General features: G+C 50.4%; 17 protein-coding genes. 13 read left to right on the top strand and 4 right to left on the bottom strand.

What is annotated here, in order from left to right; translation table 11 throughout:
• Positions 1–68: 68 nt before the first annotated feature.
• Positions 69–1,880 carry a translational GTPase TypA gene (gene typA, locus NSCA4_RS0107595; RefSeq protein ID WP_016687571.1) on the bottom strand — a complete coding sequence of 604 codons (1,812 nt, stop codon included), beginning with the start codon at positions 1,878–1,880 and terminating at the stop codon, positions 69–71.
• 465 nt (positions 1,881–2,345) lie between these two features.
• Between typA and bfr (NSCA4_RS0107590) the strand changes: the two genes are divergently transcribed.
• The 6 genes from bfr (NSCA4_RS0107590) to recA all read left to right on the top strand — a co-directional run bounded on the left by bfr (NSCA4_RS0107590) (position 2,346) and on the right by recA (position 8,997).
• Positions 2,346–2,810: a bacterioferritin gene (gene bfr, locus NSCA4_RS0107590; RefSeq protein ID WP_016687570.1), complete on the top strand. Its 465-nt coding sequence runs from the start codon at positions 2,346–2,348 to the stop codon at positions 2,808–2,810.
• 22 nt (positions 2,811–2,832) lie between these two features.
• Entirely contained in the window at positions 2,833–3,306 is a 474-nt protein-coding gene (gene bfr / locus NSCA4_RS0107585; RefSeq protein WP_016687569.1) for a bacterioferritin, read from the top strand.
• A 417-nt stretch (positions 3,307–3,723) separates the two neighbouring features.
• Positions 3,724–6,009 carry a formate C-acetyltransferase gene (gene pflB, locus NSCA4_RS0107580; protein ID WP_016687568.1) on the top strand — a complete coding sequence of 762 codons (2,286 nt, stop codon included), beginning with the start codon at positions 3,724–3,726 and terminating at the stop codon, positions 6,007–6,009.
• 145 nt (positions 6,010–6,154) lie between these two features.
• The gene (locus tag NSCA4_RS0107575) at positions 6,155–6,556 is read left to right on the top strand and encodes a DUF596 domain-containing protein (RefSeq protein ID WP_016687567.1); all 402 of its coding nucleotides are present in this window, start codon (positions 6,155–6,157) and stop codon (positions 6,554–6,556) included.
• Between the two features lie 358 nt (positions 6,557–6,914).
• Positions 6,915–7,727: a pyruvate formate lyase 1-activating protein gene (gene pflA / locus NSCA4_RS0107570; protein ID WP_016687566.1), complete on the top strand. Its 813-nt coding sequence runs from the start codon at positions 6,915–6,917 to the stop codon at positions 7,725–7,727.
• 223 nt (positions 7,728–7,950) lie between these two features.
• Positions 7,951–8,997, top strand: coding sequence for a recombinase RecA (gene recA / locus NSCA4_RS0107565; RefSeq protein ID WP_016687565.1), 1,047 nt, complete (start codon positions 7,951–7,953; stop codon positions 8,995–8,997).
• Between the two features lie 334 nt (positions 8,998–9,331).
• Here the strand turns inward: recA and NSCA4_RS0107560 are convergent, their stop codons facing one another.
• The gene (locus NSCA4_RS0107560) at positions 9,332–10,372 is read right to left on the bottom strand and encodes a Gfo/Idh/MocA family oxidoreductase (RefSeq protein WP_016687564.1); all 1,041 of its coding nucleotides are present in this window, start codon (positions 10,370–10,372) and stop codon (positions 9,332–9,334) included.
• Between the two features lie 118 nt (positions 10,373–10,490).
• On the opposite strand from NSCA4_RS0107560, the gene rbfA reads away from it, so the two are divergent.
• On the top strand, positions 10,491–10,862 hold the full coding sequence (gene rbfA, locus NSCA4_RS0107555; protein ID WP_003685554.1) for a 30S ribosome-binding factor RbfA: 372 nt from the start codon (positions 10,491–10,493) through the stop codon (positions 10,860–10,862).
• A gap of 109 nt (positions 10,863–10,971) precedes the next feature.
• Positions 10,972–11,886: a tRNA pseudouridine(55) synthase TruB gene (truB, locus tag NSCA4_RS0107550; protein WP_016687563.1), complete on the top strand. Its 915-nt coding sequence runs from the start codon at positions 10,972–10,974 to the stop codon at positions 11,884–11,886.
• 179 nt (positions 11,887–12,065) lie between these two features.
• Here truB and NSCA4_RS0107545 read toward each other — a convergent pair whose 3' ends face one another.
• The gene (locus NSCA4_RS0107545) at positions 12,066–13,409 is read right to left on the bottom strand and encodes a polynucleotide adenylyltransferase PcnB (protein ID WP_016687562.1); all 1,344 of its coding nucleotides are present in this window, start codon (positions 13,407–13,409) and stop codon (positions 12,066–12,068) included.
• Positions 13,410–13,557: 148 nt separating this feature from the next.
• Here NSCA4_RS0107545 and NSCA4_RS0107540 point away from each other — a divergent pair, with 148 nt between their 5' ends.
• From NSCA4_RS0107540 to yddG, 5 genes are all read left to right on the top strand, one after another.
• Positions 13,558–13,953 carry a hypothetical protein gene (locus tag NSCA4_RS0107540; RefSeq protein ID WP_016687561.1) on the top strand — a complete coding sequence of 132 codons (396 nt, stop codon included), beginning with the start codon at positions 13,558–13,560 and terminating at the stop codon, positions 13,951–13,953.
• Between the two features lie 77 nt (positions 13,954–14,030).
• Positions 14,031–15,005 carry a class 1 fructose-bisphosphatase gene (locus NSCA4_RS0107535; protein ID WP_016687560.1) on the top strand — a complete coding sequence of 325 codons (975 nt, stop codon included), beginning with the start codon at positions 14,031–14,033 and terminating at the stop codon, positions 15,003–15,005.
• A gap of 193 nt (positions 15,006–15,198) precedes the next feature.
• The gene (locus NSCA4_RS15070; RefSeq protein ID WP_016687559.1) at positions 15,199–15,405 is read left to right on the top strand and encodes a hypothetical protein; all 207 of its coding nucleotides are present in this window, start codon (positions 15,199–15,201) and stop codon (positions 15,403–15,405) included.
• A 17-nt stretch (positions 15,406–15,422) separates the two neighbouring features.
• Entirely contained in the window at positions 15,423–16,484 is a 1,062-nt protein-coding gene (gene bioB / locus NSCA4_RS0107525; RefSeq protein WP_016687558.1) for a biotin synthase BioB, read from the top strand.
• Between the two features lie 367 nt (positions 16,485–16,851).
• The gene (gene yddG, locus NSCA4_RS0107515; protein WP_016687556.1) at positions 16,852–17,760 is read left to right on the top strand and encodes an aromatic amino acid DMT transporter YddG; all 909 of its coding nucleotides are present in this window, start codon (positions 16,852–16,854) and stop codon (positions 17,758–17,760) included.
• A 161-nt stretch (positions 17,761–17,921) separates the two neighbouring features.
• Here yddG and NSCA4_RS0107510 read toward each other — a convergent pair whose 3' ends face one another.
• Positions 17,922–18,965 (bottom strand): sulfate ABC transporter substrate-binding protein, encoded by a 1,044-nt coding sequence (locus NSCA4_RS0107510; RefSeq protein ID WP_016687555.1) that lies wholly within the window; start codon positions 18,963–18,965, stop codon positions 17,922–17,924.
• Positions 18,966–19,097: the final 132 nt, after the last annotated feature.

The following is a 19,097-nucleotide window of genomic DNA, read 5'->3' as shown; positions in this document are numbered from 1 at the left end:
TCCCGTAAAAAAGGTCGTCTGAAAATTTTCAGACGACCTTTCCTCATCTCATCGACAGTCTGGTTGAATCAATCCAGTTTTTTAAAATGGCGGCGGCGTTCCAGTTCGCTCAGGTAACGTTTGCGCAGGCGGATGGATTGCGGCGTGATTTCAACGAGTTCGTCATCGTCGATAAACTCGACCGCACCTTCCAGCGTCAGCTTGATCGGCGTAGTCAGGCGTACGGCTTCGTCGGTACCGCTGGCGCGGACGTTGGTAAGTTTTTTGCCTTTGAGCGGGTTAACGACTAAATCGTTTTCTCGGCTGTGGATGCCGATAATCATGCCTTCGTAAATTTTATCGTTGGGCGATACGAACATACGGCCGCGGTCTTCCAAGTTCCACAAGGCATAAGCGACGGCTTCGCCTTGCTCTTGGGAAACCAGTACGCCGTTGTGACGGCCGGGCATGTCGGGTTTTACGGGCGCATAGTCGTCGAACACATGGCTCATCAGACCGACACCGCGCGTCAGGGTCATAAATTCGCCTTGGAAACCGATTAAGCCGCGTGCTGGAATATGGTATTCGAGGCGGGTACGGCCGTTGCCGTCGCTTTCCATATTGGTCAGTTCGCCACGGCGGCGACCGAGTTCTTCCATGATTGCGCCTTGGTTGTCGTCAGGCACGTCCACGGTCAGGTTTTCATAAGGTTCGCATTTTTGACCGTCGATGTCGCGGTAAACGACGCGCGGTTTGCCGACTGCCAGTTCATAGCCTTCGCGGCGCATGTTTTCCAGCAAAATGGTTAAGTGCAGTTCACCGCGTCCGGATACGCGGAACACGTCGGCATCGGCGGTATCTTCTACGCGCAGGGCGACGTTGGTCAGCAACTCTTTTTGCAGGCGGTCGCGGATTTGGCGGCTGGTCACGAATTTGCCTTCTGTACCCGCGAGCGGGCTGGTGTTGACCATAAAGTCCATGGTCAGCGTCGGTTCGTCCACGCTCAACATCGGCAAGCCTTTTGGATTGTCTTTGTCGGTAATGGTCACACCGATACCGATGTCTTCGATACCGGAAATAATCACTATGTCGCCGGCTTCGGCTTCTTCAAGCGGCACGCGTTCCAAGCCTTTAAAACCCAAAAGCTGGTTGATGCGGCCTTGGGCGATTTGCTGATCGTGGTTCATGACGGCAACGACTTGGCCTGGTTTGATGCGTCCGTTCAGGATACGACCGATGCCGAGGCGGCCGGTGTAGTTGTCGTAGTCGAGTTGGGAAATTTGCAGTTGCAGCGTTTCGTCCGCACTGCCGCTCGGTGCGGGCGTGTGTTTTAAGATGGTATCGAACAGCGGACGCATATCGTTGCTCTCGTCGGTTTCTTCCAGTTTGGCGAAACCGGACAGACCGGAAGCGTAAACAATCGGGAAGTCCAACTGCTCGTCGGTTGCGCCCAAGTTGTCGAAGAGTTCGAAAGTTTGGTCGATGACCCAGCTCGGACGGGCGGAAGGTTTGTCGATTTTATTGATGACGACGATCGGTTTCAGCCCCAAAGCCAAGGCTTTTTTGGTCACGAAACGGGTTTGCGGCATCGGACCTTCCTGCGCATCCACCAACAATACGACGCAGTCCACCATACCCAAAACGCGCTCCACTTCGCCGCCGAAGTCGGCGTGTCCCGGAGTGTCTACGATGTTGATGTGGTAGCCTTCGTAATCGATGGCGGTGTTTTTGGCGAGGATGGTAATGCCACGTTCTTTTTCAATGTCGTTGCTGTCCATCACGCGTTCGTCAACCTGCTGGTTGGCGCGGAATGTACCGGATTGGCGCAGCAGTTGGTCAACTAATGTGGTTTTGCCGTGGTCGACGTGGGCGATGATGGCAATGTTGCGAATTTGTTTCATGGTGATATGTATTTCAAATGATTTTTATCAAAAAGTAACTCGCGATTATATCACGGTTCATCTTATCGGACGGTACACAGTAGATTAAATTTGAATTGGTAGGGTTTTTGCTTTGGCTTGAATGTGATTCGTTCAGGCGTTTGGCGGTAAAGGCATTTGAGAATAATTAATAATAAAATTTGATTGAATTTTGTAATTTATTTGCTTTTGTTTATGGTTAAAGAGTGTAAATGTTTTTGAACGATGAAATGGATTCTTAATACCAATGGCAACAAATATCTATATAAAACAAAATATTGAATTTTCAGACGACCTTTTAAGCTCACTGTTTTTTTTGATAATTGTTTGTATTTTAAATAGAAAATTTGTCAAGCATCAGACTTTTTCATACAATTCAGTCATCAAGAAACGACACGCAACCCGTCTTTTAGAGACTTTAATAACTCCAAAGAAAGAGAAAAAATTATGCAAGGCAATCAATCTGTTATCGATTACATGAACGAACTGTTGTCCGGTGAGCTGGCTGCACGCGATCAATACTTCATCCACTCACGCCTGTACTCCGAATGGGGCTACAACAAACTGTTCGAACGTTTGAATCATGAGATGGAAGAAGAAACTACGCACGCCGAAGACTTCATCCGCCGTATCCTGATGCTGGGCGGTACACCTAAAATGACCCGTGCCGAACTGAACATCGGTACCGACGTGATCTCCTGCCTGAAAGCGGATTTGAACACCGAATACGAAGTGCGCGATGCGTTGAAAAAAGGCATCAAACTGTGCGAAGAAGCACAAGACTACGTTACCCGTGATTTGATGATTGCCCAGTTGAAAGACACTGAAGAAGATCACGCGCACTGGCTGGAACAACAACTGCGCCTGATCGAACTCGTCGGCGAAGGCAACTACTACCAAAGCCAACTGTAATTAAGCGTATAAGGAGCTGAAAATGAAAGGCGATCGCTTAGTTATCCGCGAATTGAATAAAAACTTGGGCTTGCTCTTGGTTACCATCAACCAATATTTCCTGCATGCCCGCATTTTGAAAAACTGGGGCTTTGAGGAATTGGGCGAACATTTCTTCAAACAATCCATCCGCGAAATGAAATCCGCGGACGATTTAATCGAGCGTATTTTGTTCTTGGAAGGTCTGCCTAATCTGCAAGAATTGGGCAAACTGCTTATCGGCGAATCAACCGAGGAAATCCTGACCTGCGATTTGACAAAAGAACAGGAAAAACACGATGCCCTCGTCGCTGCCATCGCCATCGCGGAACAACAGCAAGACTATGTCAGCCGTGATTTGTTGGAAAAACAAAAAGACATCAACGAAGAGCACATCGACTGGCTCGAAACCCAGCAGGAGCTGATCGGCAAAATCGGTTTGCCGAACTACCTGCAAACAGCGGCGCAAGAGGACTAAAACACAAACCACTGCCAAATATAGCAGTCCCTGCACCCATAAACGGCATATCTTTTTGGATATGCCGTTTTTTTTTACATCAAACTCGTCTGAAAAACAGTATTTCGGTCTTTCAGACGACTTATCTCTTCTAAAGAATATGTAATCCTGTGAAACCCCAATCCCATACAAAAGCCCTGAAAACCGGACAAGTTTTCAGGGCTTAATTTTGTATTCTACACTTGTTTACATGCTAAGGGATTGAAAGATAAGATGTAGTCTTAAGTAATAACAGTTCTCATTGATGTAAGTCAAAAAAGCATCGGGTATGCGTTCACATCTCCGCCAATCATTACACTTCATAGAGCTAAACTGCTATTCTGTAAAGGTAAATTTTTTACTACCTATAAATTCTATCTGACAAATTAGGAGCTTGATATGACAACCGATGTACAACAACGCCCTGCTGCTTGGGAAGGTTTTGTCGGCGGTAATTGGGAAACCAATGTCGATGTGCGCGATTTTATTCAAAAGAACTACACGCCTTATGAAGGCGATGCGTCTTTCCTCGCGCCTGCGACTGAGGCAACGACCAAACTGTGGGCGGACGTGATGGAAGGCATCAAAGTCGAAAACCGCACGCACGAACCTTACAAAATTGATGCGCAAGTCGTGTCCGGCATTACCAGCCATGCGCCGGGCTATATCAATAAAGATTTGGAAACCATTGTCGGCCTGCAAACGGACGAGCCTCTGAAACGCTCAATCATGCCGTTTGGCGGTTTGAGAATGGTACAAGACGCGTGCAAAGTGTACAACGTTGAATTGAACCCCGAAGTCAGCGAAATCTTCACCAAATACCGTAAAACCCATAACCAAGGCGTGTTTGACGTTTATACGCCTGATATCCGCCGTTGCCGCAAATCAGGCGTGATTACCGGTTTGCCGGACGCTTACGGTCGCGGCCGTATTATCGGCGACTACCGCCGCGTGGCATTGTACGGTATTGACTTCTTGATGAAAGACAAATTCAACCAATTCAATTCACTGCAAGCCAATTTGGAAAACGGTGTGGATTTGGAAGAAGTCATCCGCCGTCGCGAGGAAATCAACGACCAATACAAAGCCTTAGGTCAAATGAAAGAAATGGCAGCCTCTTACGGCTACGATATTTCCGGCCCTGCGAAAAATGCGCAGGAAGCCATCCAATGGACTTACTTCGCCTATCTTGCCGCCGTTAAATCGCAAAACGGCGCCGCCATGTCCTTTGGCCGTGTGTCTTCGTTCTTGGACATCTACATTGAGCGCGACCTGAAAAACGGCGTGATTACTGAAACCCAAGCGCAAGAATTTATCGACCATTTGGTGATGAAACTGCGTATGGTTCGTTTCCTGCGCACGCCCGAATACGACCAACTCTTCTCCGGCGACCCGATTTGGGCAACCGAATCCATCGGCGGTATGGGTTTGGACGGCCGCACGCTGGTAACGCGCACCAACTTCCGCGTGCTGCACACCTTGTACAACATGGGACCGTCTCCTGAGCCGAACATCACCGTATTGTGGTCTGAACAACTGCCACAAGGCTTTAAAGAATACTGCGCCAAAGTATCCATCGACACTTCGTCTATCCAATACGAAAACGACGACTTGATGCGTCCTGACTTCAATAGCGATGACTACGCTATTGCCTGCTGCGTGAGCCCGATGATTGTCGGCAAACAAATGCAGTTCTTCGGCGCCCGCGCCAACTTGGCGAAAACCCTGCTGTACGCGATCAACGGCGGCGTGGACGAAAAATCCAAAGACCAAGTCGGCCCGAAAACCGAACCCATTTTGGACGAAGTCTTGGACTACGACACTGTCTTTGCGCGCATGGATCAATTCATGGATTGGCTGGCAACCCAATACATTACCGCGCTGAACATCATCCATTACATGCATGACAAATACAGCTACGAAGCTGCGCTGATGGCGCTGCACGACCGCGACGTGAAACGCACTATGGCCTGCGGTATCGCCGGTTTGTCTGTGGCCGCCGACTCGCTGTCCGCCATCAAATACGCCAAAGTCAAACCGATTCGCGACGAAAACGGTATTGCCGTCGACTTTGAAATCGAAGGCGAATATCCGCAGTTCGGTAACAACGACGACCGCGTGGACGACATTGCCTGCGACTTGGTGGAACGCTTCATGAAAAAAGTGGCGACCCACAAAACTTACCGCAACGCAACGCCGACCCAGTCCGTGTTGACCATTACCTCCAACGTCGTGTACGGCAAAAAAACCGGCAACACGCCGGACGGCCGCCGCGCAGGCGCACCGTTCGGTCCTGGTGCCAACCCGATGCACGGTCGCGATGTCAACGGTGCCGTCGCTTCGCTGACCTCCGTAGCCAAATTGCCGTTCGAGTTCGCCAAAGACGGTATTTCCTACACCTTCTCCATCGTGCCGGGCGCATTGGGTAAAGACGAAAGCTCACGCGAACGCAACCTCGCAGGTTTGATGGACGGCTACTTCCACCACGAAGAAGGCGAATTGGAAGGCGGTCAACACTTGAACGTCAACGTACTGACCCGCGAAACGCTGGAAGACGCGATGAACAATCCGGACAAATATCCGCAACTGACCATCCGCGTGTCCGGTTACGCCGTACGCTTCAACTCGCTGACCCGCGAACAACAGCTTGACGTGATTACCCGCACCTTTACACAAACCATGTAAAGCAAAGGGTTTACAGTAAACCAAGCCGGGGGACGGATTATCCGGAACCCGGCTTGATTTTGCCTGAAGCAATGGTTTGATAATATAGTGGATTAACTCCAAATCAAGACGACCGAAGCCAGTACAATAGGGAAATAAAATTCAAATGAGAAAATTGAATAATCACGATGTTCATAAACGGTATCAAAATCGTTTAGAAGATGATGTAGAGTTCACTATCAACTATGGGCTTCCTTTGAGTTGTTTGTGGTCGACCATCAAAGACTTTTCCAGCGATTTTGAAGAGAAAACCGAAGCGTTCTTTATTCTTTTCAAAGAGCTGCTGCGCAGAGGTCATCTGAAACTGCAACGCGACGGGCAAATCATCGAGCATACGCCCGAAGAATGGGAGCGGATATTTAGGGAAGTATGGCCTGAATATGAAATCGAACCCAATCCACTTCCCGGCTATGCCCCGTTTGATATTCGAATGTGGCTTACGGTCGAGGCTCCTGCCTACGCCGTATGGATAGATCCCGAAGACGGTAGCGAATACTGGGCGGGATAAAATACCAATGTTTGTAATAAATGCCTGTCTGAAAAACAGCTTCTTCAGACGGGATTTATTCCAATTATCGGTGATATACAGAGTTTTGTACAAGCACAGACCGCTGCCGATTACCTGTTTGCTTTGCTGGGTGCGGTTCTAGGTATCGGTGAAGCGATACAGGCCTATAAAGTAGCGAAAGCGGCAAAAAATTTACAAGGATAGAGTTATCATTAAATCCCGTTTACCTATTTAAAAACAGCCCATAAACTTCTCACAACAGGGAACATAATGCCCGCGCATTAATCCAATAAGAAGAACCCTCTGCAACACAAAAACAAGTTTTCAGACGACCCCAATATCCGGTACATCAGACACCATGCAGACAACCATCGCCATCAACCCCGAAACACCCGCCCCCGCCAAAGACCTCGGACACCGCCACTACAACGGCAAAGGCATCGTCCATTCCGTAGAATCCTGCGGCGCAGTGGACGGTCCCGGATTGCGCTACGTCCTTTTCCTGCAAGGCTGTCTGATGCGCTGCCTCTACTGCCACAACCGCGACACATGGGACTTGCACACCGAACAAGCTCAAGAAATGACCGTGCCCGAAGTCATGAAGCAAGTCATGTCTTACCGCCACTACCTGCGCGCCACAGGCGGCGGCGTTACCGCCACAGGGGGCGAACCGCTCCTGCAATACGAATTCGTACGCGACTGGTTTACCGCCTGCCACGAACACGACATCCATACCTGCCTCGACAGCAACGGCTACGCCCTGCATTACGATTCCATCCTTGACGACCTGCTCGACCACACCAACCTCGTCATGCTCGATTTAAAACAAATCGACCCCGAAATCCATAAAGTCCTCGTCGGCATCCCCAACACCAAAACCCTCAAATTCGCTCACTACCTCGCCGAACGCAAACAGCCCGCCCGCGTCCGCTACGTCGTCGTCCCGGGCTATACCGACGACGACCGTTCCGCCCACCTGCTCGGCGAATTCATCGCAGACATGGACAATATCGAAATGGTCGAGCTTCTCCCTTATCACGAACTGGGTGCGCACAAATGGGCATTGTGCGGCGACACCTACAAACTCACCGGCGTACATCCGCCTCCCAAAGAAACCATCCTCAAAATCAAATCGATTTTAGAAAGTTACGGCAAAAACATTATTTATTGAGTTCCAATCCCAAAAGGTCGTCTGAAAATGAAATATTCGGTTTCAGACGACCTTTTAGCACTCTTAATACATCCGAACATACAACTCATAAATTATATAATTCAGATAGTTAACAATAAACTATCCAAAATACGAAATAAAACTATACTTTTTCTTAATTTATGCGATAATAGCTAAACAAATTCTTAGCTACTTTGATAACATCCCTTACGAGAACAGCATCATGTCAGATGAAAAAAGCAAAGCCTTAGCCGCCGCCCTTGCCCAAATTGAAAAAAACTTCGGCAAAGGCTCCATCATGAAAATGGATGGCAGCCAGCAAGAAGAAAACCTTGACGTCATCTCCACCGGCTCGCTCGGCCTAGACTTGGCACTCGGCGTCGGCGGTCTGCCGCGCGGTCGTGTCGTCGAAATCTTCGGCCCGGAATCTTCCGGTAAAACCACGCTCTGTCTCGAAGCCATTGCCCAATGCCAGAAAAACGGAGGCATCTGTGCCTTCATCGACGCCGAACACGCCTTCGACCCTGTTTACGCCCGCAAACTCGGCATTAAAGTGGAAGAACTCTACCTCTCCCAACCTGACACCGGCGAGCAGGCTCTGGAAATCTGCGACACGCTGGTACGTTCCGGCGGTGTGGATATGGTCGTTGTCGACTCCGTAGCCGCCCTCGTTCCCAAAGCCGAAATCGAAGGCGAAATGGGCGACAGCCACGTCGGCCTGCAAGCCCGCCTGATGAGCCAAGCCTTGCGCAAACTGACCGGCCACATCAAACGCACCAACACACTGGTCGTCTTCATCAACCAAATCCGTATGAAAATCGGCGTGATGTTCGGCAGCCCCGAAACCACCACCGGCGGCAACGCCCTCAAATTCTACGCCTCTGTCCGCCTCGACATCCGTCGCACCGGACAAATCAAAAAAGGCGACGACGTTATCGGCAACGAAACTAAAGTCAAAGTCATCAAAAACAAAGTCGCCCCTCCGTTCCGCCAAGCCGAATTCGATATCCTGTACGGCGAAGGCGTAAGCTGGGAAGGCGAACTGATCGACCTTGGCGTCAAATACGGCATCGTTGAAAAATCAGGCGCATGGTACAGCTACAACGGCGCAAAAATCGGACAAGGCAAAGACAACGTCCGCGTATGGTTGAAAGAAAACCCGGAAATCGCCAACGAAATCGACGCCAAAATCCGCGCTGCCGTAGGAATCAACGTTGATATTACCGAAGGCAAACTGGACGACACCGACGGCGAACGTCCGGAAGAATAAGCCTCTGCCTAACTTCCAATTAAAAATACGAAAGGTCGTCTGAAAACAAATATAGCGTGTTCCGCTAAAAAGTTTTCAGACGACCTTTCCGCACTCAACAGAAACATAGCCCTAAAAATGATAGAAATACCTACATCGTCATTCCTATAGAGGTAGGCATCTGGAAATTAGAAATTACGGCAATTTTTAAATGTTACCGACGAAATACCCAAGATCTGGATTTCCACCATAGCCTGTCCTCGCACAGACATAGGAGAAAATAGCGACTTCCAAGTTAATCTTCTGTATTTTAAAAAATTTCAGAAATTCTGCTCCCTTTTAACTTTTAATCTCTCTACACCTTCACCCGATACCCTGATTTCGGGCTTTCATATACTTTTTCCAGTAACCCCAGCACCTCCGCTACTTGGCGCGGCTGCACCGCTGCGGGAGTCTTGCTTTGCAGGGCGTCATAAAGGTTTTCATAAAACGCCGCATAATTTCCGCTGACGCTTTCGATTTTTTTGCGGACGACTGCCCCGTCGATTTCTGTGTGCAGGATGCCCCATTCGTCTTCCGGTTCACGGCTCCACGCCCCGACGGGTTGCGCGCCGCCGAGCAGCAGGGCTTCTTGGTTGTCGGCGTTTTGTTTGACGTATGAACCGCGTTTACCGTGCAAGGTCATGAACGGCAAAGGTTCGCGGGCATATTTGCTTGCGGTCAGGGCGACTTTTTTGCCGTCGGCGTAATAAAGCGCGATATAGAAATTATCATCGCTGACTGCTCCGTCATGTTGATAGCGCACGTCGGCGTAAAGTTCGTCGGGCATCCCGAAAATATCGACCGCCATATCCATGAGGTGCGAACCCAAGTCGTACACCAGCCCTACGCCCGCCTCGCCGGTTTCCTTCCAGCGTTTTTTGTTCAATGTAGCCGCATAACGTTCAAAACGGAATTCCGCATCCACAATTTCGCCTAAAAGGTCGTCTGAAAGCAGCTTTTTGGCGGTCAGCGGCGCGCTGTCCCAGCGGCGGTTTTGGTAAGCGGTCAGCAATACGCCCTGCCGCTCGGCGAGTTCCGCCAGTTCCAAGGCTTGCGCCGCCGTGGCGCACAACGGTTTTTCCACCACCACATTTTTACCCGCCCTTAAAGCCTGAACAGCAAAATCGAAATGCGTCTGGTTCGGCGTGGTAATGACCACCAAATCGACATCGTCGGTAAGCAATTCCTCAAACGAACGCACGGTCTGCGCCTGCGGCAGGACTTCCTGTGCCTGATTGCCGCTGCGTTCAAACACGCGCACGACTTCAAACTGCGAATCCGCACGCCAAAACGGCAGATGGAACACCTGCGCCGACATGCCGAACCCCGCCAATCCGATTTTGATTTTCCGCATGACCAAACTCCTTTTCAGACGACCTCAAATTGCCGTATATCCGTTATAATACCGCACTTATTTCACACAGGCGGTCTGAAAACAAAGTTGAAACGGCCGCCGCCGTTTAAGGAAAACCATGAGAAAACCGCAACGCGGCTATGCCCGCCAAGACCGTGTCAAAGAACAAATCATGCGCGAACTGGCCGAGCTGGTCCGCACCGGCCTGAAAGACCCGCGCGCAGGCTTCATCACCATCAACGAAGTCGAAGTCACCCGCGATTACAGCCACGCGACTGTGTTCTACACCGTCCTCGACGACAGCACCCGCGACATCACCGAAGAAGCCTTGGAACACGCCAAAGGCCACCTGCGCAGCGAGCTGGCGAAACGCATCAAACTCTTCAAAACGCCCGAACTGCACTTTAAATACGACGAATCGCTCGAACGCGGCATGAGCATTTCCAGCCTCATCGACCAAGTAGCTGCCGAAAAACCGGTGGAAGATTAAAGGCAAAGGTCGTCTGAAAACGCCGCAATCAAAGCGCGAGTCTGTTTTCAGACGACCTTTCGCCATCATTTCCCTCCCACACATCCGCCACTTACCCTTCTCCATCACTATGACCGCCAAACCCGCCAAACGCCCCGTCAACGGCGTCCTCCTGCTCGACAAGCCTGAAGGACTTTCCAGCAACACCGCCCTGCAAAAAGCCCGCCGCCTCTACAACGCTGAAAAAGCGGGGCATACCGGCGTACTCGATCCTTTGGCGACCGGACTTTTGCCCGTCTGCTTCGGCGAAGCGACCAAGTTCGCCCAATACCTGCTGGATGCCGACAAAGCCTACACCGCCACCCTGAAACTCGGCAAAGCCAGCAGCACCGGCGATGCCGAAGGCGAAATCATCGCCACTGCCCGCGCCGACATTTCCTTAGCCGAATTTCAGAGGGCATGCCAAGCCCTGACGGGCAACATCCGCCAAGTGCCGCCGATGTTTTCCGCCCTCAAACACGAAGGCAAACCGCTGTACGAATACGCCCGCAAAGGCATCGTCATCGAACGCAAACCGCGCGACATCACCATTTACGCCATCGATATTACCGAGTTTGACGCACCCAAAGCCGTCATCGACGTACGTTGCAGCAAAGGCACCTACATCCGCACCCTCAGCGAAGACATCGCCAAACACATCGGCACGTTCGCCCACCTGACCGCCTTGCGTCGCACCGAAACCGCCGGTTTTACCATCCGCGAAAGCCATACGCTCGAAGCCTTGGCAGAATTAAACGAAACCGACCGCGACGCCCTGCTCCTGCCCTGCGACGTTTTAGTGCGGCACCTCCCAAAAATCGAACTGAACGACCGCGCCGTAACCATGCTCAAATGTGGCCAACGCCCGCAGTTTACCGAAGACATCTCCACCGACCGGCCCATCCGCGTTTACGACAGAAGCGGAACATTTATCGGCTTGGTGGAATACCAAAAAGAAATCGGCCGCCTCAAAGCCCTGCGGCTGATGAATACGGCGAAAGACTGAATGGTTTGATGATTAAGTGAAAATATAGGAAAGGTCGTCTGAAATATAGTTTTCAGACGACCTTTTCAGTTGAATTTCTTAAAATATTGGCAAATTTGAAACAACCGTTCTAACTCCATGAAAAAAGTCGTCTGAAAACCTGTCATTCCCGTTTTCAGACGACTTTTCGACTATTATCGCTATTGCCCTTGTTCCGTTTTCTTTTTGCGCGGACGGCGGCGGCGTTTCTTTTTTACACCTTCATTTCCCTGCGCACGAGCATGGTTTGTCGTCATTTCGTTGCGTAAACCCTCATCGGCATGCTGGAAACTGTTCCACCATTCGACCGTTTGGCGGTCAATCTCGCCCACTTCGCCGCGCAACACCAGAAAGTCGTAAGCAGCCCGGAAACGCTGCTGCGCGAGCAGGCGGTGCGGACGGGCGCCGCGCATCTGTTCGAATTGCGGTTGGAACTGCCAGATTTCCCGCATGGTCGCGGCAAAACGCTGCGGAACGCCCCAACCTTTTTCAACATCGCTCCGCAGGGATTCGATAGCGTCTGTCAGTGCAGGCGCAGGCTTTTGCCCCTGTGCCAGATTCTGTTGCCAGCGTCGGTTGACATCCGGCCACAGTACGGCAGCCAAGACGAAGCCGACTGAAACCGATTTCTCCTGACGCAGCCGCTCGTCAGTGTTTTTCAGTGCAAGCGAAATAATGCGGTTTTCAGCCTTTTTTGCCGATTTCAACGCAGTCAAAAGCGGATGGATATCGTCTGAAACACCCAAGCTGTTGAGCTTTTTCAAACATTCCCGCGCATGGCCGGAAAACAGCAGCTTCATGATTTCGTCAAACAGGCGGGCGACAGGTTCGTGTTTCAGATGACCTGCATACTCCGGAATCGGAGCGGCAGTGGATTCCTCCACCGAAAAACCAAGTTTGCCCGACAAGCGTACGGCGCGCAGGATACGGACAGGATCTTCACGATACCGCTCCGCAGCATCGCCTATCATAACCAGGCTTCTGGCGGCTATATCGTTGACGCCGTTATGGAAATCCAAAATTTCTTCGCGTATCGGATCGTAATACAACGCATTGCAGGTAAAGTCGCGGCGCATCGCGTCTTCTTCTATGCTGCCATAAGTGTTGTCTTTCATAATCCTGCCGTGCGCGTTTTGCTGCACCTTGCCGCCGCCGCGGAATGTCGTTACTTCTATGGTTTCCGGACCTGTCATGACATGGACGATTTGGAAACGCCTGCCGATGATGCGGCTGCGGCGGAAAATTTTTCTTACCTGCTCCGGCGTGGCATTGGTAGCGACATCGAAGTCTTTAGGCTCTACGCCCAACAACAAATCTCTGACCGCCCCACCTACGATGTAGGCTTTGAATCCTTTCTCTTGCAGACGTTTGACGGTTTTTTCCGCTGCGAAACTGATCATATCCGCGTTGATGCGGTACTCTTCAGCGGGGATGATTTCCTTGCGAACCTCGGTTTGTCTGCTCTGTCTGCCGGACAAAACTTTGTTCAGCCATTTTTTCAACATAGTCCTGATACTCTTTCTTGTTATTCTTCTGCCTGCAACCGGAAGCCTCCGTTGCGTGCGGGGCGTCATTATACCTTAAGTTGTGCAAACCTATGTCGTCTGAAGCCTCGCAGCCTCCGGCTGGCAGGCGCAGCGGTTTTAAATTACAATGAACCAAACTTATCCTTCCTGTACGATGATGAAAAAAACCAACGTATTATCCTTATTCCTCGTTCTTGCCGCGACCGCCTGTTCAGACGGGTCTTCCGACAGCGTTACCGACAAATTCAAAAGCGAATTCCGCAAAGGTTTTGTAGAAGGCGCAACAGAGCAATGCGTCGCCAAAGTACCGAAAACAAGCCTGCTTTCGGAAGAAACCGTACTTCAAGTCTGCACCTGCACTGCCGAAAAGATGGCAGACCGCATTTCGGTGGAAGATATGTCTGCCATCCTGTCGGGCAATATCAGTGAAAACGTCAAAGAACAAATCAAACAGAGCACCACGGACTGTTTGAAAGAAACTGTCGGATTGGACGGCAAGCGCGCCGCTTCAGACAGCAAATAAACACTCCCTCCTTCTTCAAACCTCGTCTGAATCTTTTTCGGACGTTTTTCAAAATCATTCAAGAAATCGAGTTTGACATGACCACATTCGCGCAATTCCTTCCGGAACATTTACAGCAAAACGCCCTGCCCGAACAATTAGGCAGCGTATTCGAATCCGTCATCTCCGCCTGTAGCGAAATCAGCGGAAAAGTCCGCCTGGGTGCGCTTTCAGGCGTTTTGGGCATGGCAGGTACGGGCAACATCCAAGGTGAAGACCAAAAGAAACTCGACGTTATCGCCAACGATATTCTCATCCGTATCTTAAAAGACAATCCGTCTGTTGCCGGTTTGGCAAGCGAAGAGGAAGACACTTTTGTCGCCGCCCATCCTGACGGACGCTATTTGGTTTTATTCGACCCGCTGGACGGCTCGTCCAACATTGATGTCAACATCTCCGTCGGCACGATTTTTTCCATTTTGGAGAAACCCGAAGGCGATTTGGAAACGGCGTCATTTTTGCAAAAAGGCCGAGATCAAGTTGCCGCAGGTTATGTTTTATACGGCCCGCAAACCCAACTGGTCTTGACCGTCGGACACGGTGTTTCCGTCTTTACTTTGGACGAGGACGGCAATTTTGTGATGACCAAAGAAAATCCGCGCGTTCCTGAAACCACCAAAGAATTTGCCATCAATATGTCCAACCGCCGCCATTGGCTGCCGCCCGTCCAACGCTATATCGACGAACTGCTGGCAGGTGAAACCGACAGTCGCGGTAAAAACTACAATATGCGCTGGGTTGCCAGCATGGTTGCCGAAATCCACCGCATCCTGATGCGCGGCGGCGTGTTCATGTATCCTCAAGACAAACGCGATCTCTCCAAACCGGGAAAACTGCGCCTGATGTACGAAGCCAACCCGATGAGCCTGATTTTGGAACAGGCAGGCGGAGCGGCTTTCGACGGACAAATCGACATGCTGGATGTCGAGCCGGTCGGATTGCACCAACGCGTCGCCGTCTTCATGGGCAGCAAAGAAGAAGTGGACTGTATCCGCAAACTTCATCAAGCCTGATAGGTGTAAAAATTAAATGTAAAAAGGTCGTCTGAAATTACCGTGTATGTTTCAGACGACCTTTTCCCAACATTCTGAAAATCAGGATAAGCGGGAAAAACACCTCCTTACCTTCTTCCGATTATCCATGCTTTATGTGAATTGCGCTGTGGATATATCAAATTAATGATTGATATAAAGGAAGAAAATATGATTGATTAAAAAACAGGCAGATAAAACTCCTAAAAAACAAGCAGAATTTGTCAAGCCTTTGCTAACCGCCGAACAGAATTTTTTGCCCCCGTTTTTCAAACGCGTTACACTTTCTCCTCGTCTGTTTTCAGACGACGTTTCACTCCAACCGTGCCGCTGCCGTCATTGCGCCGACAGTCAGGCAGTCAGCGTCATTGCGCCGCTGTAAACACGAAAGAACACACTATGACCATCTCTCCCGTCGCCTTGCGCCGTAAGATCGAGCGCAAGCCGCATCCAACCGCGCGTTATTGGAAAAAATGCGATGTCGAAGCCCTGTTCAGACTTCCCTTCCTCGACCTCGTTTACCAAGCCGCTGAAATCCACCGTCAGAATTTCAACCCGCGCGAAATCCAGCTTTCCACCCTGTTGTCCATCAAAACCGGCGGCTGCCCCGAAGACTGCGCCTACTGCCCGCAATCGGCGCACCACAACACCAATCTGGGCAAAGAACAGATGATGGATGTGGACGAAATCGTTGAAAAAGCCAAAATCGCCAAATCGCGCGGCGCAAGCCGTTTCTGCATGGGCGCGGCATGGCGCGGCCCCAAACCCAAAGACGTGGAGACGGTTTCCGCAATCATCAAAGCCGTCAAAGGATTGGGCATGGAAACCTGTGGCACGTTTGGTATGCTCGAAGACGGCATGGCGGAAGACTTCAAAAAAGCAGGTTTGGATTACTACAACCACAATCTCGACACCGACCCCGAGCGCTACAACGACATCATCCATACCCGCAAACACGAAGACCGCATGGATACCTTGGGCAAAGTCCGCAACGCCGGTTTGAAAGTCTGCTGCGGCGGTATCGTCGGCATGAACGAAACCCGTGCCGAGCGTGCCGGACTGATTGCCAGCCTCGCCAATCTCGATCCGCAGCCCGAAAGCGTGCCGATTAACCAGTTGGTTAAAGTGGAAGGCACTCCGCTTGCCGATGCCGAAGATTTGGACTGGACGGAGTTTGTCCGCACCATCGCCGTAGCACGGATTACCATGCCCGAGAGCTACGTCCGCCTGTCGGCAGGGCGCAGTAATATGCCCGAATCCATGCAGGCAATGTGTTTCATGGCGGGCGCGAACTCGATTTTCTACGGCGACAAGCTCTTAACCACCGAAAACCCTGACGAAGACGGCGACCGCCTGCTGATGGAAAAACTGAATTTGTATCCGCTGCGGTTTGAGTTGGAAGAAGAATACGAAGCGGCACAGCAGGAAAACGAAACGCCGAAAATCAAAGTGGATTATTAATCCTTCCACAAAAACACAAGGTCGTCTGAAAACGGGCTTCAACGTTTGATTTCGTTGAAACAGATTTTCAGACGACCTTTTTTTGCAAAGATGGAATAAGATTCAGGCATTATGCCATCTTGTTTGTCTACCATCTATTCCATTATAATTCGCCCTTGAAAAAACCTTCGTTTTTCTGTGGAATCACTCTCTAAAAAAGAGCAAATTCTTCCTAGATTCCCGAAAAACAATACAAAGGTCGTCTGAAAGCATCGTTCAATGAAGCTATGTTTTCAGACGACCTTTTTGAACACGCAGACAGGCAGATTCAAACAAAAACATTACCGTCTCCTGCCATTCCATCCACACATCCAACACACACCGCATCATGTACCGTCTTACCGCCTATCCCATCTCCCCGAAACAGGCCACCTTCATCGGCCTTTTTGCCGTCTGTTTTTGGAGTTCCGTTATCGGGTTAATCCGTACCTTGAGCCTGCACATGGGGGCGGTAGGCGGCGCAGCAGTCATGTACAGCCTTGCCACGGTATTGCTGCTGCTGATTTTCGGCAAACCCGATTTGCGCCGCTTCAGCCGGAATTACCTTTTTTGGGCAGGTATCTTTTTTGTCGGCTGCGAACTGTGTCTGTCCCTTTCCATCGGATATGCGGACAACGCCAGACAAACCGTCGAAATCGGCATGGTCAATTATTTATGGCCGACTTTTACCATCATCGGCGCGGTCTGGTTCAACAAACAGCCGGCAAAATGGTGGATTGCCATAGGCTTTGCACTATCCTTCATCGGCATCGCCATCGTCTTGGGCGGGGAAGGCGGATTGTCCCCCGCCCATATTTACCGCAATGTCCTCGCCAATCCCGCAGGCTATATCATGGCGCTCTTGGACGCGCTGTTTTGGGCGGCATATTGCACACTGACCGCGCGGGTTAAGGCGCAGGGTAATGCCGTCGGCTTTTTCTTTTTCCTCGTTTCCTGCGTCCTGTGGGCAAAATATTTTGCAGGCAGCTACGGCAGCCTCAATTTCGATACTGAATCAGTCTTATACGCACTTGCTGCCGCATCCTGTATGGGTTTGGGCTATGCAGTGTGGAATATCGGCATCTCGCGCGGCAATATGACCGTTTTGGCAGGCGCATCTTATTTTATTCCCGTTTTCTCCGCCCTGATTTCATCCTTCCTGCTCGACGCACCGCTTCCTACGGAATTTTGGCAAGGTGCGGCGATGGTATGCATCGGATCCGCCGTGTGCTGGTTGGCAACAAAAAAGAAAGCATAACTCTACCTCTAAATCAGAGAAATAAGATTTTCGATTGAGACATATACAACGCGACCGTACTTGACCGTGTCGCATCTCAACACAACGTCGTCTGAAAACAGGCATGGCAGATTTTGCTCAAGCCGGTTTTCAGACGACGTTTTTCTCATCAAAGTACCAACTTATCTTTTGGGCGACAGTTTATCGACCAGACCGCCGTCAGCGAAGAATTTCTTCATGATTTTATCCCATGTACCGAATTTTTCGTTGGGACTGAAGGTTTCGATTTCGGGGAAATCTGCTTTATGTGCGGCAAAGACTTCGGCATTGCGCGGGCGAAGGTAGAGTTTGGCGGCAAGCTCCTGCGCGGGTTTGCTCCATAGATATTCCAAATATTCTTTGGCGGCTTCCTGAGTACCTTTCTTGTCGGCAACACTGTCCACAACGGCAACAGGGGTTTCAGACAGAATGGTATAGCGCGGATAAACGATTTCAAACTGATCTTGGGTCAGTTTTTTGCTGACGTGATTCGCCTCGTTTTCAAAGGTAACCAAAACGTCGCCGATATTGCGCTGACTGAACGTTGTCGTGGCAGCACGTCCGCCGTTTTCAAACACAGGCGTATTTTTCAGGACGGACGCGGCAAATTCCTGCGCTTTGGCTTCATCACCGTTATTGGCTTTCAAACCGTAACCGTATGCCCCAAGGAAAGCATAGCGGCCGTTACCCGTCGTTTTCGGATTAGCGAGTACGATTTTGATACCGTCTTTCGCTAAGTCGCTCCAGTCTTTGATTTGTTTGGGATTACCTTTACGAACCAGAAAAACGGTTACGCTGGTATAAGGAACAGCGTTATCGGGCAGACGTTTTGCCCAATCGGGTTTAATCAGCCCTTTTTGTTCTAATAATTGGATGTCGGAAGTCTGGTTCATGGTAACGACATCTGCCGCCAGCCCGTTGGCAACAGACAATGCCTGTTTGCTGGAACCGCCGTGCGACTGTTGGATGTCTATGTCTGCGCCCTTGTGTTTACTTTGATATTCCCTGACAAACAATGGGTTGTATTCTTTATAAAAATCTCGTGCCACATCATAAGAAACATTCAATAGTTTCACACCTTTGCCGTCTGCCGCAGGTAAAGACGGTGAAGCGGTGTTTTGTTCGGATTGCGGCGAGCATGCTACTAGAATGGCAGCAGCGAAAAGGGCGGTTGTGCGGACAGTCATTTTGTTCTCCGGATATTTGACGGGCACACTTTATACCGACGTTTCAGACGATGGAAATAATGTTTGCTTTCAGGTTTAGCGGTTTTGGTTATATAGTGGATTAAATTTAAATCAGGACAAGGCGACGAAGCT

It is taken from the genome of Neisseria sicca 4320 (assembly GCF_000193735.1).
GTDB classification, from domain to species: domain Bacteria; phylum Pseudomonadota; class Gammaproteobacteria; order Burkholderiales; family Neisseriaceae; genus Neisseria; species Neisseria sicca_E.
Note: the sequence above shows the minus strand (reverse complement) of the source record. Positions and strands in the feature narration are given on the sequence as shown.